Raw genomic sequence first — 15562 nt, 5'->3', positions numbered from 1 at the left:
TTTACCATAATTCAGGATAGGATGGTTTAAAGCGCCAATGTTTAACAAAGCTATGATTAAAATTTTCCATCTAAAATAGCTTTTTAGGGAATATAAATGCTCAATAGCACGCAGAGGCATTAATGTGCGTCTTTGTTCAGCGGTAATGACTCTGACACAGTTTGCGTGGTTGTCGCCAATGACTTAGTCACAATGGGATAGACAGCTTCTTTTGGCATCAAAAGACGCATGTGTGGGTATGGGGTCGAGATATCTGCGGCATCAAAGGCGCGTTTAATGTTTTCTCGTAAGCCCTCTTTAATTTTGGGCATACGTGCAACGGCGGCTGGCTTGACCCAAAAACGCACGATAAAAAACACCCCGTATTCCCCAATCTCAGCCACTGTTGCTGAGGTTTCGGGGCGATTCAGTACCACGTCACTATCAGTCAGAACTTGTAATATCACCTCACGTGCTTTATCGATATCATCTTCAAAAGCAATACGCATCTGGATATCAAAGCGTATAAAGTTTTTGGAGGTTAGATTAATGACCACAGAAGAAGCGACATTTGAATTAGGTATAATAACCGTAATATTATCACGGGTTAAGATATGGGTCGTGCGCAAAGCAATCACTACTACGCGACCCTCATTGTCATTGATATTGACCCAGTCGCCGACTTGAAAGGATTGCTCAAGCAAAATAGTAATGCCCGCGATAAAGTTGGCAAGCGTTGATTGCGCTGCAAAGCCCACTGCCAAACCGGCAATACCCAAACCTGCTACCAAAGAGACAATATCAAAGCCAAATTGCGCCATGACACTGGCAAGCCCTAAAACTAGCAGCAGCACTGATAAAATATTTTTAAGCAGCTGCTCAATAGAGGCGTTTAAACCATAGTGCTGTAGAACTTTATGAATAATCTGCCCAGACGATGCCCATAACACATAATATATTCCCGCCCAAGTGCTTGCCTTGGCAGTGGCTTTGATGGTATCTGGTTCAAAGTTAAGCTGACTCATAATGGCAATGACACTGGTCACTACCCATATATAACGCAGGATTGAGCGAGCAATTTTAGCGCGGCGCTCATTCAGGCGAATGCGGTCTTTGCTTTTTTTGAGGACATAGATAGATAGCCAATAAAGAAACCCCGATATCGCAAGCAGGATTAAGATTTTGATGCCAGTACTCACCAGCTCTACTGATTTAGTCGACCAATCTAAGGTACCTTCTTCGATAGAGCCGCCAATCGCGACATAAAGGCTGTTATGTAGATCACGAGCAATCTCTTGAAAAAATTCAGTAATACTAGCGATTGCCATTATCTCATCCATGAAGGGTAGGGTTTTGAAAGGTAGTCTTTTGGTAGTGTTTTAAATTTTAGGGAATCTGTACTGCTACAGTTTTAACTGTGTTATAGGGAGTTAAGCTAATTTAATTATATAACTATTAAAGTAGCTTAACTCATGGCTACAAACCAAGTACGAGTCTCACGTTCAAGAGTTATTCTGCTGAGTATCAAGCGCCTGATACGGTATTTCCATCAGATCCTGAACATCATGCAAGGCAGTACGCAAACCCTCTAAAATAGTCGGGTGATAAAAAGGCGTATCGAGCATATCCTTAATACTTAAGTCGTTAGTAATTGCCATTGCCAATATATGCCCAATATATTCTGCATCAGGAGCAACCATACTTGCGCCCAAGATTCTGTCTGTTTTTTTGCAGCCATAAATATGCAATAATCCACAGTTAACACCCATTACGCGGCTGCGACCTTGGTTATCAAAACTGACTCTCCCAATCACATATTCAAGTTCAGGGTCTTGTTGAATTTCGGGTAAAGACATGCCAACGTTGACGATTTGTGGTGAGCAAAATACAATGGAAAATGGTGTTGCGGGCGGACGAATATAAGCATCTTTTTTGTTATCACAAACCATGCTGCCCGCACTAAAGCCTTCATCGCTAGCAACATGCAATAGTGGCAGATTTGCATTAGCGTCACCTACGATATAAACGTCTAAGTCACCGATTTTCCCGGTTTTTTTATCGAGGTTTTTTGGAAGATTTTTCTCATCGAGCTCAACGCCAAGATTTCCAACGCCCAGCTCAGCTATATTATTACGCCTTCCCGTAGCTACCAGCACATAGTCGCCGTGCCACTGTTGCAGATCACCTGCGCTATCTTCATAGTCAATAAAGGCAGCAGTGCACTTTTTATGCGCGCTTTCATCTGTATTTTTATCGATTTTTTTATCTAATTGTTGACCGACATTAATAATCTTACTGCCCAAGTGCATGGTCAGTTCGCGATTTAAACAATCAATGGCTTTGTTATTTATATCGTCATCTTTTAAGCCAGCAACTCGTTTGACCTGATTAAATAAAGTAACATCAACGCCTAAGCGTGTGAAGGCTTGAGCAAGCTCTAAACCGATAGCACCTGCGCCAACCACCGCCATAGATTTTGGTAAATCAGCAAGCTCAAAGACGGTATCAGAGGTCAGTATCGTATCGCCAAGCTTGTCAGCCCAGCCATCTGGAATAGAGGTTGAGCTACCAGTGGCGACGATGATTTTATCTGCTTGAATCAATTCATCATTGACCTCAATCAAGCCAGACTTATTAATATGAGCACGTCCGGCTATTTTTTTATCTTCAGGCCAGCTATCCACTTGTTCTTGAATGTAGCTGGCAAAATGACTGCGTTCAGCACGAACACGCTCCATCACTTGCTTACCATCTATCTTGGCAGTAGCATGAACGCCAAACTCGCTAGAATTATTGGTATCGTAAGCACGATCAGCGGCTGCAATGAGTAACTTACTCGGCATACAACCGACTGCTATACAGGTAGTTGTCCAAAACCCATCGTTAATGATGAGGACATCGTCTTTCAATTTACTAGCTTGGCGAAAAGCATTTTGACCGGCAGTTCCAGCACCGATGACCGCAACAGATACCTTGCGCGTCACTTTCTTATGAGTGCTATTATCATCAGCAATATCAGAATGTATATTCATATTATTCTCAAATAAAGATTATGTCATGATTGATTGTGGTTTTAGATATACCAAATATAGATATAATAATCTTTAGCGGATATCAAAATCGTCGTTCTAGAGGTTTCGAAATTTCTATCCCAGAAACACGGTATTTTTTTAAGTCTATCTACTATAATGTTGGTTTTATCCGTTCATCGCAGAGTTTAGGAAAAAATTAAGGCGCAAGCGTGGTTAATAAACGTTCGGTGTAATCCTTTGCTTTAAGATTACGCTGCGCATGAGTGAGCGTACCACTCTTATCAAAGACAAACGCTGAACGCACAAGACCTAGAGTAATATTGCCATACATATTTTTTTCTTTAATCACATCAAAATATTGACACAGTTTTTCATCGCTATCACTGATAAGCGGGATATTGAGACTGTGTTTGCTAATAAAGCTTTCATGTGACGCTACGCTATCACGAGATACGCCGATGATGTCATAGCCTAAATCATCAAATTCATTCAGATGGGCAGTAAATTCTGTCGCTTGAGTGGTGCAGCCAGGGGTATTGTCTTTTGGATAGAAATAAAGGATAAGACCTTTGCTAGTATTAGCGATGATCTCTTTTAGGCTAATGTCATCATGAATAAAATGACCGTCTAGCTCGCGCACGATAGTCACTGGAAAATCAGGTAGAGTAATCGTTTCTGTAGTTAGTTTTGCCATTATAAAATCCTTATTTATTATAATTACCGTTATATTATTAGTCGCCCTATTATAAGCAGATTCGTAGAAATAAATCCTTGGTTTTACATATCACTTATGGATGAGCAACAAAAAAGACTGGCTATTGCCAGTCTTTTATATATCTAAGGATTTAAAAATTAAGCAGGTTTCTGTGGCTGCTTTAAGTCCAAACCAACGGTGCATTGCTGCAAGTCTTTTTGCAGTTTTTTCACATATGGGAGGCTTGATGGGTCTTTTTTACTTTGCGCATAGCTCTCAATTTCCCACGTCTGACCAATAGTCATATTGCTACGGACACCAATGGTGCAATTACAAAGCTTGGTTGCGGTGCTCTTGTCAGCGACTTTGTATTTAACCGCGCCACTGACGCAAGTATTGATATTATCTTGTTTGATATCAACGGCATTTGCTTGTGGCATAGCAAATAGTGCAGCGAGGGCTAGGGGTAATACTGGCAAAAACTTCATAAATATCCTCTTACAGGTAGCAGCGATAACTTTACTGTTTTATAAACGATTTAAATGTTGTACAAATAATAAAATATTACTTCTAATAAAACGTTGCTGCTTTGGTGAGCATTCATATCTTGTTGTAGATAGAATTGTCCATACCATAGCAATTATTGCATTTAAAATACAACGCCAGCGTGCTGTGTTAATGCAAGCAAATGTTGCGCCAATGTTTAATCACTTTTATTTTAAGACAATCTATCCATACTCTAAGGTAGTAATCTCTATCATTACGACTGATAATGAGTAGGATCAGCAACGCCTGCCTGAGCAAAGCCTTGACGACGCAATGCGCAACTGTCGCAAACGCCGCAAGCAAGCCCATTAGCATCCGCTTGATAACAAGAAATCGTTTGCCCATAATCGACGCCAAGAGACAGACCAAGCTCGATGGTTTTGGCTTTTGATAGCTGCTGTAGCGGGGTTTGAATCGATAAATGATGACCGGTAACGCCCGCTTTAGTGGCAAGGTTTGCCATATGCTGAAAAGCAGCGATATATTCAGGGCGGCAATCAGGATAACCTGAATAATCAACTGAGCTAACACCAATGATGATATGGTTGGAATCAGTCACTTCAGCGACTGCCAAGGCATAAGATAAGAAAATAGTGTTGCGCGCTGGTACATAGGTATTTGGAATAGCGTCGTTATCAATCTCATCATGTTTTTTATCAGGGAATTTGTCAGTGTCGCCATCGGGTACAATCATACTATGATCGGTCAATGATGAGCCGCCAAGCTGGGCGATATCGATATCAATAATTCTGTGCTTGACGCCCGCAGTTTCGGCAATGGCTTTGGCAGCGACAAGCTCACTATTATGACGTTGACCATAATCAAAACTAACAGCGGTCACTGACGCATAACGCGCTTTTGCCCAATATAAACAAGTCACTGAATCAAGCCCACCTGACAGTAATACGACTGCATTTTGGCTTTTATGTAGCTCGTTTAACTGGGTATTGTTTTCTTGATCAGCATAAGTGGTTGGCAGAGCAGTATTTGTCATAATGGTATCTATTATTAGTTAACGAAAAACGTCCATTTTAGCAAAAATAGCAGCATTACAAAACCTTGAAGATAGCATTAAAAACTAGGCGATTAATAACTGTGCAATTAATAAGGGTAAGTTAAGAAAATAGCTAATAAACCATCAGCATTCGTGCATACCAAATAAGCCTTTAGATAAGTGATTGCATTTAAGGTAATAATTTAATGTCATCTTTTCAATCTGTTAGCAAATTTTGTTATAATCGCCGCTGTTCTAAATCACTGTTTTAAGTATTGCCCCACGAACTATCATGGTAAATAATATACGGATAGCGTTTATGTCGGCCCTTTTAACAGATCGATTGATTCCTAATTGTAAAGTAAAGCCATTCTTATCAAGATATTGAGTAACTTATGACCGTAGCAACCTTGCTTACCCCACAAATTACGCCTGAGCTTGGTGTTAACTCTAGGGATGTTGACGTCAATCATCAAGCAGAACAAGCGGCTATCGATGCTATGTTATATGACGACAGCGATGATTTTAAAGACAGCAGTGCTGATTTTATGGATGAACAAACGGATAATAGCTTAGCGGATACTCAAGCAATGACTGAGACTGCCGAATTTCGCAAATTACAAAAAAAGCTGCGCCGCCAAGTATCATGGGCAATTCGTGATTTTAATATGATCGAAGATGGCGATGTGGTGATGGTCTGCGTATCGGGCGGAAAAGACAGCTATACGTTACTCGATATATTGCTGCTATTGAAACGCATTGCGCCGATTCATTTTGATATTGTTGCCGTTAATCTTGACCAAAAACAGCCCGGTTACCCTGAAGAGGTGTTGCCAGCTTATCTAAACGAGCAGGGCATTGCGCACTACATTCTAGAAAAAGATACTTACAGTATTGTAAAAAGCGTGGTGCCAGAAGGCAAGACCTATTGTTCAGCGTGTTCACGTCTGCGTCGCGGCTCACTGTATGGTTTCGCCAAACAAATCGGCGCGACCAAGATTGCGCTAGGTCATCATCGCGACGATATGTTAGCAACTTTCTTTTTGAACTTATTCCATGGTGGTGCGCTAAAGTCTATGCCGCCTAAATTACTCAGTGACGACAAGCAAAATATGCTCATCCGTCCGCTGGCTTATGTGGAAGAAAAAGACATTATTGAATATGCGCAACTAAAAGAATTCCCGATTATTCCATGTAATCTATGTGGCAGCCAAACCAATCTGCAACGTGCCATCATTAATGACATGCTACGTGAATGGGACGATACTCATCCTCAGCGCTTGGCATCTATTTTTAAAGCAATACAAAACGTGGCGCCGTCGCAATTGGCAGACAGAGAGCTATTTGACTTTGAAGCATTAACTCTTGATCGCGATGATAACGAGCGTTTGTTTGAAGGAGATAATATCCAAGCAGGGCAAGTTGAGAGTTTGGCTGAGATTGGTTTGCCAGTCATGCCTGCAACCCAGATATTTAATCCAAACTTTGCTGAGGTAGAAAAAGGTAGCCGTACCTCGCAAAAAATTCCAACGATTAATCCCGTTCTTTAATCTAGTTATTCTCTATAAGTAAAAAACCAGCACATGATAGTTTCATGGCTGGTTTTTTATTTAATACTACTTTGCAAAACTAACTTTCATCAAATACCGGTAGTGGATTAAAACTAACTTCTGAGCGCGGCAGTTTAGCAACATCTTGCATACGCCAATCATCTTTGCCATCATTACTAACTTGTAAATAATACTTCGCTTTTAGTGGGTCAATATCTACATGCGCGCTGTATTTATTACCCTCTTGATGTTTTAGTACCACATCACGATCTTTCTTTATGTCGGTCGCATGCGAGATAGATAAGTCCAATGTATCAGGATAAGTTAACGTCTCGCCATTAAGCAGCTTTCCCGTTTGCACACTCTGCTCTGGATAATTCAGATAAAAAGTAACATCACCATCATCTGAAAACTGCATTTTACCGTGCAAGTCTAAATCATAGGTCAGCTTATCACGTCCAACATCGTGGTATAGCGTCTTACCATCCATATACCAGTCGTCACGTACCACGCTATCACGAATCTGGTAAGAGTAATAAACGAACCAGAGGCAAGCGATGACCACAAAGGCTGGCATACCTATAACAAAGATAACCACCATGTAGTTTTTGTACCATGGCTGGCTGTCTTGGTGCTTAAAATTTGGGGCTGAACTGGACATAACATACCTATTAATTAATCAGATATCTAGTAACCGTATCGACGGATAAAGCTGACAACTTATGCTGTCAAAATAATATAAATAAAAGACCAGTTAACTATACATTAGCGCTATCAAGTGACAGTTAACTGGCAGATAAAACCGTTTATTTAATGGGCTAAGCCATTATTGACCTTGAGTGGTAAAAACATTTTGCTTACTCACTTTGTATTTACCATCTTCACTTTCTACATTCAAAGTCACTGGCGTTTGACCTTGTTCAATAATATCAGGGTCACCATAGATGCTCACTGACATATCAAAGCTTTCACCTGGCTCTAGTGGTACATCGTTAAAGCGTAACTCTAAGCTCATGCCTTCTTGCGGCGCTAACGTTATGGTATAAGTGTGTGGATCTTGAGTTTTATTAGTCAGCTTAACCACATAACTGTTTTCAATCATACCCTCAGCATTGGTTGAAGATAATTGGTTACGATCACGGCGAATATCAATCTCTAATGGCACACGATCTGTCAAGGCATATATAACACCGCCGCACAATATAGCAAGCAATGCTAAGTAAGCAAATAGGCGCGGACTGAATACTCGAGTATTCTCTTTTTCTACCAATTGACGCTCTGTGGTATAACGAATAAGCCCACGTGGATAACCGACTTTGTCCATAATCTCATTACAAGCGTCAACACAAGCGGCACACTGGATACAAGCGACTTGCAAACCGTCACGAATATCAATCCCAGTAGGGCAGACCTGCACACACATTAGGCATTCAATACAATCACCTAAGTCTTCAGGATTGGTGCCTTTTTTACGCGCGCCACGCGGCTCGCCACGCTCATAATCGTAAGAGACAACAAGAGTATCTTTATCAAACATAACACTTTGAAAGCGACCATAAGGACAGATTTGAATACACATCTGCTCACGCATATAGCCGGCATTCACATAAGTAGAAAAGGCAAAAATAAATATTGAAACCCATATCCACGTTGGCCAATCAGGGAAAGGAATAAATCCAATCATTTGCCAACTACCGTACAGCGCCTCTGTCCCCGATACATAACTGACAAAGGTTGTGGCAGTAATCATTGAAAATACAAACCAAATGAAATAAATCAAAAAGCGTTTAAACGCTTTAGTAGCACTCATTGGTTCTTTATCAAATTTAATGCGTTTATTACGGTCGCCAATCACCAGTTTTTCAACATATTGGAACATATGTGTCCAAATGGTTTGCGGGCAGGCATAACCGCACCACACACGCCCAGCATATACCGTCACCATAAATAAGGTAAAGGCAGCAATAAGTGCAAACGCTGCAATAAAATAAAAATCTTGCGTTAAAAAGGTGATACCAAAAATATAATAATGCTGTGACGGCACATCAAACCATATTGCTTGCCTACCGTGATAGCGTATCCACGGTAAAATCAGAAATAATGCCAAAAATGCATACATACTGATAACACGGATATTTTGATAAAATCCGGTGACAAATCTAGGATGAATACGTTTTTTAGTAGCGTTGAGATCGACTTCAATAACAGGAATTCGATTGGGTTGTGGTGCTGACATAAACTTGCCTCTTTAAGAAAAGAATCAGTCTGCTGGCATGAGTAACAATCACCTGTTGTAAAAATAAGGTGGGTAGACGTGCGGTGTTATCAATGTCAGTAAGTAGTGGGTTTGTACTGCAAATATAAATACGATTCCAACTACCAAATGAGCGATTATATATAACGAATTACAATAGTGACTATTTTAGCATTCCCCATAGTATAAATGGGGAGATAATCTGAAAAAACAATCATTATACGAATATAAATAGCGATAGATAGACTATATTTTATCTACTGTGCCGTCTTATTTATCAGAAAAAAATAATGGTCAAAATTATCTATTAATAAAAAATAGCGAAGCTCTTATTTAAAAAGATTGACTCGGTATTCTTGAATAGAGTTATTTAAATAAAAAAGGAGAACTGCAATGACAGTTCTCCTTTTTTTTAATATCGCAGTCTTATAACTTAGCAACCTAACAAAGCACTGTTAATTACTAACTGTCTCTACAACTTTTGCTTTAGGAGTAGTGGCAGTAGAAGCTTGAACAGGTTTAGCTGCTCTGTCTGACAATGAGTATACATAAGCTGCAAGTAACATAATACGCTCGTTACCTAGCTTAGTTTCCCACTGAGGCATTACGCCAGCACGGCCATAACGTAAAGTGTTACGGACAGTTTCGCGGTCGCCGCCATATAACCAGATATTATCCGTTAAGTTCGGTGCACCAGCAGAAATCATACCTTTAGCATCTTTACCATGACATAACGCACATTGCTGACTAAAGATAGCTGCGCCTTGGGTCACTAATGTCTTATCTAGCTCACCATTGCTCTTACTACCGTTATTCTCAGATAACGATAATACGTATTCTGATGCTGCACGTACACCATCTTCACCGATTTGATCGCGCCAAGCTGGCATACCGCCAACGCGGCCTTTATGTAGCGTGGTTAAGATATTAGTGGCTTCACCACCGTATATCCAATCGTTATCAGTCAGGTTAGGATAGCCGGTTGCGCCTTTAGCGTTAGAGCCATGGCACACCGAGCAGTTCTGTAAGAATAAACGGCTGCCAACCTTTAAAGCATTTGGGTTTTCAGCAAGCTTCTCAACATAAGGAGCAAGTTCTGCTGTTGCTTCATCAATCTTAGTTTGCAAATCTGCTGGTGGCGTCTCGCTACGACGCAGTGTTGCTTGCATCTCAGATAGACTAGCCAAGGTTTTAGTGGCACCACTAGCATCTGCTTTTGCTAAGATATTTTGCTCAAAGTTATCCGTAAATACTTTGTTGTTACTCTCAAGTTCACTATTCAGCTCGTTGTGAGACGTCCATGGCACCGTTTCGCCATCGACTTCTACAGTCGTAATACCTTCCCATGATTTTGGAAACATTGCAGGGAAAAATACCCAATAGGCTACGCCCCAAACGATTGAACCAAAAAATATCACCAGCCACCATTTTGGTAAAGGCTTATCGTACTCTCGGATACCGTCATATTCATGACCTGTCGTACCGTCTTCTTCTACTTCTGGCTTAAATTTTAATACCATCAGTAAAACACCAAGGATGAAAAGCCAACACCCAAAACTCAAGATGGTAATCCAAGAACTCCAAAAAAATGTCATCGTTTATCCTTATCGCGCTGCTCGTCAGACAGAGATTTTATATCCTCGTCATCAAGCGCAAGTTGTGCATCTTCTTCGAAGCGTTTTTTGTTTTTTGGCGAATACGCCCACCATGCAACGCCTACGAAGGCAATAAAGGCAGAAACGGTCGCAATTGTTTGTAATTCACCAATACCCATTAGCGCTGTCCTTCCATTGCGGTACCTAACTGCTGTAGGTAGGCAACTAAGGCATCAAGCTCAGTGGCACCAAGCACAGCATCTGGAGCGCCTTCGATATCTTCTTCAGTGTAAGGCACACCGAAGCGATCACGGAATAGACGCATTTTGGTTTGTACATTTTCACCATTGACTTCGTTAGTCGCAAGCCAAGGGAAACCAGGCATCACTGACTCAGGCACCAATGAACGCGGCGCAATCAGATGCTGTTTTTGCCAGTCTTCAGAATAACGACCGCCAACACGTGCTAAATCTGGACCTGTACGCTTAGATCCCCATAAGAATGGATGATCCCACGTTGATTCAGCAGCACGTGAATAGGGTCCATAACGTTCAACTTCAGCACGTAGTGGACGAACCATTTGCGTATGGCAGACGTGACAACCTTCACGGATGTAAATATCACGACCTTCAAACTCAAGCGCAGTCCACGGCTCCATAGCGGGAAGGGGAGCGTTAACCCCACCTTCTTCAGGACCCTTGTTGTCATATATCAGTGGTACGATTTCAACTAGCGTGGCAAAGCTAATAGCAATAACGATACCGATGACCAACAAGCCTGTATTTTTTTCAATGATTTCATGCGGTGTACCAGCCATGATCGTTCCTTATACTTTAGCTGTCGAGATTTGATCGACACTAGGTTCATGATCAGTCGGATCTGCAATACTTACAGGCTTGCCTTCTGGCATTTTAAGCGTTTTATAAACGTTATATGCCATCACAAACATACCTGATACGTAGAGTAAACCACCAAACGCACGACCAATATATGGGAAATGGGAGAACTCAACGGTATCAACGAAGCTGTATACCAAAGTACCATCAGGGTTAGTGGCTAACCACATCATGCCCTGACCAATACCTGAGATCCACATTGATACGATATAGAAAATAGTACCCGCCGTTGCTAACCAGAAATGCGTCGTGATAAGGCTTATAGAGTACATTTTTGGCTTGTTATAGATACGAGGTAACAGTACATATAACGAACCGATGGTAATCATACCCACCCAACCAAGCGCACCTGAGTGTACGTGACCGACTGTCCAGTCTGTGTTATGCGATAAGGCGTTCACAGTCTTAATAGACATCATTGGGCCTTCGAATGTTGACATAGCGTAGAACGACAATGCCACAATCATAAAGCGAATGATCGGATCGGTACGTAATTTATCCCAACTGCCTGATAGTGTTAAAACACCATTAATCATACCACCCCAAGAGGGTGCAAACAGGATGATTGAGAATACCATTGCCAATGACTGCGTCCAATCTGGAAGCGCTGAATAATGCAAATGGTGACCACCAGCCCACATATATGAAGCAATCAATGCCCAAAAATGAACGATAGACAAGCGATAAGAGTAAATAGGACGACCAATCTGTACTGGAACGAAGTAATACATCATTCCTAAGAAAGCAGCCGTTAAGTAAAAACCTACCGCATTATGTCCGTACCACCACTGCACCATCGCATCGGTTGCACCGCCAAATAATGAATAAGATTTAAACGCACTAACAGGGATCGCCATGCTATTTACGATGTGTAGTAGGGCAATCGTAATGATGAAGGCTGCAAAAAACCAGTTAGCCACATAAATATGCGAGGTTTTACGCTTAATAAGTGTACCAAAGAAAACGATGGCATAAGAAATCCATACCAAAGCAATCAAGATATCGATTGGCCACTCAAGCTCAGCATACTCTTTAGTCGATGTCAGACCTAAAGGTAGAGTGATAACGGCTGATACGATAACTGCTTGCCAACCCCAAAAGGTAAACCAAGCTAAGTAAGGCGCAAATAATCTTGTCTTACAGGTACGCTGAACGATGTAGTAAGACGTTGCGAACAGGGCTGAGCCACCGAACGCAAAGATAACCGCATTGGTATGCAGTGGTCTTAAACGACTAAACGTCAGCCATGGAATGTCAAAGTTGAGTGCTGGCCATGCTAATTGAGAAGCAATGAACACACCAATACTCATGCCGACGATGCCCCATACCACGGCCATAATCGTAAAGAATCTTACGACAGTAATTTCGTACTCACGGTCAATGGGGGCGAGTGCTGTGTTTTGTAAACTCATTGGATGATTCCTTTACAGCCCGATTTATCAACAGAATTAACTAAGATGCTTTACTATCTGAATCATGATAACTATCACGGTCGGACAATAGCGTTGGTAAATGCTGTTTTTCACTTCGCTTATCAGGCTGACGTTATTAACTATCAGGTTTAATGTGGTCTAGATATCAGTGATGACTGATGGGTAGAAGGCAGTACTAAAACACACTGCGCGCACAGTTGGTTGATAGTAGGATTGTTAATACATTGTCAGGTTTAATAAGAAAATGTGTCGTCCTTGAGCATCAAACATCTATTGAGGCTGAGTATTTATCTTAATTGTCACTGCTAAAAGCACTACAAACTAAGATAAATACTGATATTCAATCGCCGATAAAATGTATCGACTATCAATGTATGCTAGCGATGGCTGACAAAAAAACATATTTACGTAATGTTTAGTTAAAACTCCCGACTCTGTTTAAGGGTATTGTAACGCAAAGCTAATGAAATATCATCAGAACTATGCGCCAAAATACAAACTCTTTGGTAAAAATCTTAGCAAGTAACTTATTCTTACTGCATTATTCATCTATTTTATACCCAATCTCAAGACTATTCTAGGGGTGAAAAAAGATAGTGTTCAGTAGTTTGCAAAAACAACGGATGACCAAGGTTTTGTAACAATTGTATTACTCGCCCTACAAATAGGTTTTACTTATTGCAAAGTCGCATCTTATAATGCACCTGAGCAACACAATCAATAAAGTGTGTGTTATGCGAGATAGTGATAACTTGATAGTTCATGTGCTATCAACAATAAAAGCGCTTTTATCGTTTAAATAGGCATTGGGTTAGGGTGTCAAAGACGCTAGCCTTCTATTTATTAACAACAGTTAATCAACAACAATAGCTATTAAGGATAATAATATGGCCGTTTTTTTAACAGATGAGTGGTTTGAGCAAGTAGAGCAAATGGGTCAAGAAGCCGGTGAGCTAAACCTACCGCCTGCATTGGCTAATATGATTGTAAATTTAAAGGTTTCTGATAGTGACAAAGATATCGAAGCCAACTTTGCTGATGGTTTGTTACATCGTGGTCTGAGCAGCGATGCGACAACAACTCTATTATTAGATCGCGGCATCTTGCAATCTATCATTACAGATTTTGATACCAATGAAATCATGGGTGCCTTTATGGGTGGCAAGATTCGTGTCGAAGGGGATATGTCGCAATTGATGGCAGTACAAACAGCTCGTCCAAGTACTGAGCAAAAAGAGCTGTATAAAAGTATTAAATCTATGACGACGATGGCATAAGGTTTTTATCGCTCTAATCGTATTTATAGCAATAGAAAGCCCCTAATATAAATTAGGGGCTTTCTATTAGCAGATAATAAAAAAATGCTATTTAACTGGCTTTTGATTGTGCTGCTTGCTGATTCTCTTTATAAATGGCAGCTTGTAGCCAAATATTCGCTTGTATATAATCATGTACCTTAATCGCTGCTGTTTCAGCCGTTTTAAGCGCCCCAATGCGTATGACAAAGGGAGCAGCATCTTGCTCACGCAGTACCACCACATCAAATAAGATAATTGTCTTACCGTTAAATGACGTTTCTTGCTTGCCAAGTACCTGACCTTGGCACCACGCTTCATCTTCTTGCCCTAAGGTATCGCCGAACAAGTACGCACACATATGACCCAGATTAATCTCTACCGGCGCCATTTGCTCTTTAGTTTCTGGCTGCCATGCTTTGATTTGTTCTTGTAAGTCGTCTGGCATTTTCCCATCATTGGCGGCAACGATATCATTAAAAGCACGGTGATAGCGTATGGCTTCTTGGTCTTCTACCTTGATAACTTCATTTTGCTCACTGAGCTTAATCTCATGTGCCCAGCCGCTAAAATTGACGAAATAAGCATTGTCGCGCTGATATAAATGACGATTGGCCGTATATAGCTGGTCAAAAGCGTAGATGATACTGCCATCAGTAGTGCGTAAGCGTAATACCGCATCATGTGATTTTTCATTGACAATCATACGTTCGATTTTGCAGCTCAACCCGTATGGGCTATCGACACAAGGGTAAGCGTTGATGAAGCATTCAGGCTTGCCATCTTTCATCGCTAGTACCTGATTGATATGGCATGGTTGGTCTTCAGATAAGAGTAAGCAGCTGTCTTTTGCAGAGTTGACATTACTATTGAGACCTTTTGGCATGGCTGCTTGCTCAATCATCTTCTGTAACCATTCAGGTACATCATGACTCATGTCATCGGTCAGAATACGCCAGTGGTCAGCATGCCCCGCTGATTGGTCATCCGTTAAGGTGATTTTAGTGGGAGATTGGATATTTTTATATTGATAATTAATAGTCATGAAGATACTCAAACTTAAGTCAGCCATGAGGTTTGGGTCTGAAACTGTGATTGATGAGTATCATTTATCCTGTTGAAACAGTGATTTATGATAGTCAGCAATGTCGTCAGTAAAGAGGCAACAAACAACAATGAGGGGTTAATGACAATTGTCCTTAGCCTACAATATATAGGTATAGATACAGACAATAGCAAGGCTGTTATCAAAAATAATCATAAAACCCCAATTTTTATTATAAAATCTGGGCAG

Annotated in this window: 14 protein-coding genes; 2 read left to right on the top strand and 12 right to left on the bottom strand. The window is 40.9% G+C overall.

What is annotated here, in order from left to right; all coding sequences use genetic code 11:
• Nucleotides 1-119: 119 nt before the first annotated feature.
• The 5 genes from ACMHKH_RS07175 to queC form a co-directional block, all read right to left on the bottom strand.
• Nucleotides 120-1307, bottom strand: coding sequence for a mechanosensitive ion channel family protein (locus ACMHKH_RS07175; protein WP_413519956.1), 1188 nt, complete (start codon nucleotides 1305-1307; stop codon nucleotides 120-122).
• Between the two features lie 174 nt (nucleotides 1308-1481).
• Complete coding sequence (locus ACMHKH_RS07170; RefSeq protein WP_413519955.1) at nucleotides 1482-3011, bottom strand: dihydrolipoyl dehydrogenase; 1530 nt, start codon at nucleotides 3009-3011, stop codon at nucleotides 1482-1484.
• Between the two features lie 196 nt (nucleotides 3012-3207).
• Nucleotides 3208-3705: a peroxiredoxin gene (locus ACMHKH_RS07165; protein ID WP_413519954.1), complete on the bottom strand. Its 498-nt coding sequence runs from the start codon at nucleotides 3703-3705 to the stop codon at nucleotides 3208-3210.
• 158 nt (nucleotides 3706-3863) lie between these two features.
• The gene (locus tag ACMHKH_RS07160; RefSeq protein ID WP_413519953.1) at nucleotides 3864-4193 is read right to left on the bottom strand and encodes a hypothetical protein; all 330 of its coding nucleotides are present in this window, start codon (nucleotides 4191-4193) and stop codon (nucleotides 3864-3866) included.
• 272 nt (nucleotides 4194-4465) lie between these two features.
• Nucleotides 4466-5245 (bottom strand): 7-cyano-7-deazaguanine synthase QueC, encoded by a 780-nt coding sequence (gene queC / locus ACMHKH_RS07155; protein ID WP_413519952.1) that lies wholly within the window; start codon nucleotides 5243-5245, stop codon nucleotides 4466-4468.
• A 395-nt stretch (nucleotides 5246-5640) separates the two neighbouring features.
• Here queC and ttcA point away from each other — a divergent pair, with 395 nt between their 5' ends.
• Complete coding sequence (gene ttcA, locus ACMHKH_RS07150) at nucleotides 5641-6795, top strand: tRNA 2-thiocytidine(32) synthetase TtcA (protein ID WP_413519951.1); 1155 nt, start codon at nucleotides 5641-5643, stop codon at nucleotides 6793-6795.
• 79 nt (nucleotides 6796-6874) lie between these two features.
• Here ttcA and ACMHKH_RS07145 read toward each other — a convergent pair whose 3' ends face one another.
• The 6 genes from ACMHKH_RS07145 to ccoN form a co-directional block, all read right to left on the bottom strand.
• Entirely contained in the window at nucleotides 6875-7456 is a 582-nt protein-coding gene (locus ACMHKH_RS07145) for a FixH family protein (RefSeq protein WP_413519950.1), read from the bottom strand.
• Nucleotides 7457-7621: 165 nt separating this feature from the next.
• Nucleotides 7622-9031 (bottom strand): cytochrome c oxidase accessory protein CcoG, encoded by a 1410-nt coding sequence (ccoG, locus tag ACMHKH_RS07140; protein WP_413519949.1) that lies wholly within the window; start codon nucleotides 9029-9031, stop codon nucleotides 7622-7624.
• Between the two features lie 473 nt (nucleotides 9032-9504).
• Nucleotides 9505-10644, bottom strand: a complete 1140-nt coding sequence (ccoP, locus tag ACMHKH_RS07135; protein ID WP_413519948.1) for a cytochrome-c oxidase, cbb3-type subunit III — start codon at nucleotides 10642-10644, stop codon at nucleotides 9505-9507.
• The gene (locus tag ACMHKH_RS07130; RefSeq protein WP_201563678.1) at nucleotides 10641-10823 is read right to left on the bottom strand and encodes a cbb3-type cytochrome oxidase subunit 3; all 183 of its coding nucleotides are present in this window, start codon (nucleotides 10821-10823) and stop codon (nucleotides 10641-10643) included. Before ACMHKH_RS07130 ends, ccoP begins: the two co-directional genes overlap by 4 nt.
• The gene (ccoO, locus tag ACMHKH_RS07125; RefSeq protein WP_413519947.1) at nucleotides 10823-11461 is read right to left on the bottom strand and encodes a cytochrome-c oxidase, cbb3-type subunit II; all 639 of its coding nucleotides are present in this window, start codon (nucleotides 11459-11461) and stop codon (nucleotides 10823-10825) included. The genes ACMHKH_RS07130 and ccoO overlap by 1 nt, the downstream gene beginning before the upstream one ends.
• Nucleotides 11462-11470: 9 nt before the next feature.
• Nucleotides 11471-12952 carry a cytochrome-c oxidase, cbb3-type subunit I gene (gene ccoN / locus ACMHKH_RS07120; RefSeq protein WP_413519946.1) on the bottom strand — a complete coding sequence of 494 codons (1482 nt, stop codon included), beginning with the start codon at nucleotides 12950-12952 and terminating at the stop codon, nucleotides 11471-11473.
• A gap of 908 nt (nucleotides 12953-13860) precedes the next feature.
• Between ccoN and ACMHKH_RS07115 the strand changes: the two genes are divergently transcribed.
• Nucleotides 13861-14250, top strand: a complete 390-nt coding sequence (locus tag ACMHKH_RS07115; RefSeq protein ID WP_413519945.1) for an SCP-2 sterol transfer family protein — start codon at nucleotides 13861-13863, stop codon at nucleotides 14248-14250.
• Nucleotides 14251-14341: 91 nt separating this feature from the next.
• Here ACMHKH_RS07115 and ACMHKH_RS07110 read toward each other — a convergent pair whose 3' ends face one another.
• Nucleotides 14342-15313, bottom strand: coding sequence for a hypothetical protein (locus ACMHKH_RS07110; protein ID WP_413519944.1), 972 nt, complete (start codon nucleotides 15311-15313; stop codon nucleotides 14342-14344).
• Nucleotides 15314-15562 lie beyond the last annotated feature (249 nt).

Origin of the sequence: Psychrobacter glacincola (assembly GCF_965118485.1) — a bacterium.
GTDB lineage: Bacteria > Pseudomonadota > Gammaproteobacteria > Pseudomonadales > Moraxellaceae > Psychrobacter > Psychrobacter glacincola_D.
The sequence above is the reverse complement of the archived record's forward strand: the minus strand, read 5'-3'. Positions and strand labels throughout refer to the sequence as shown.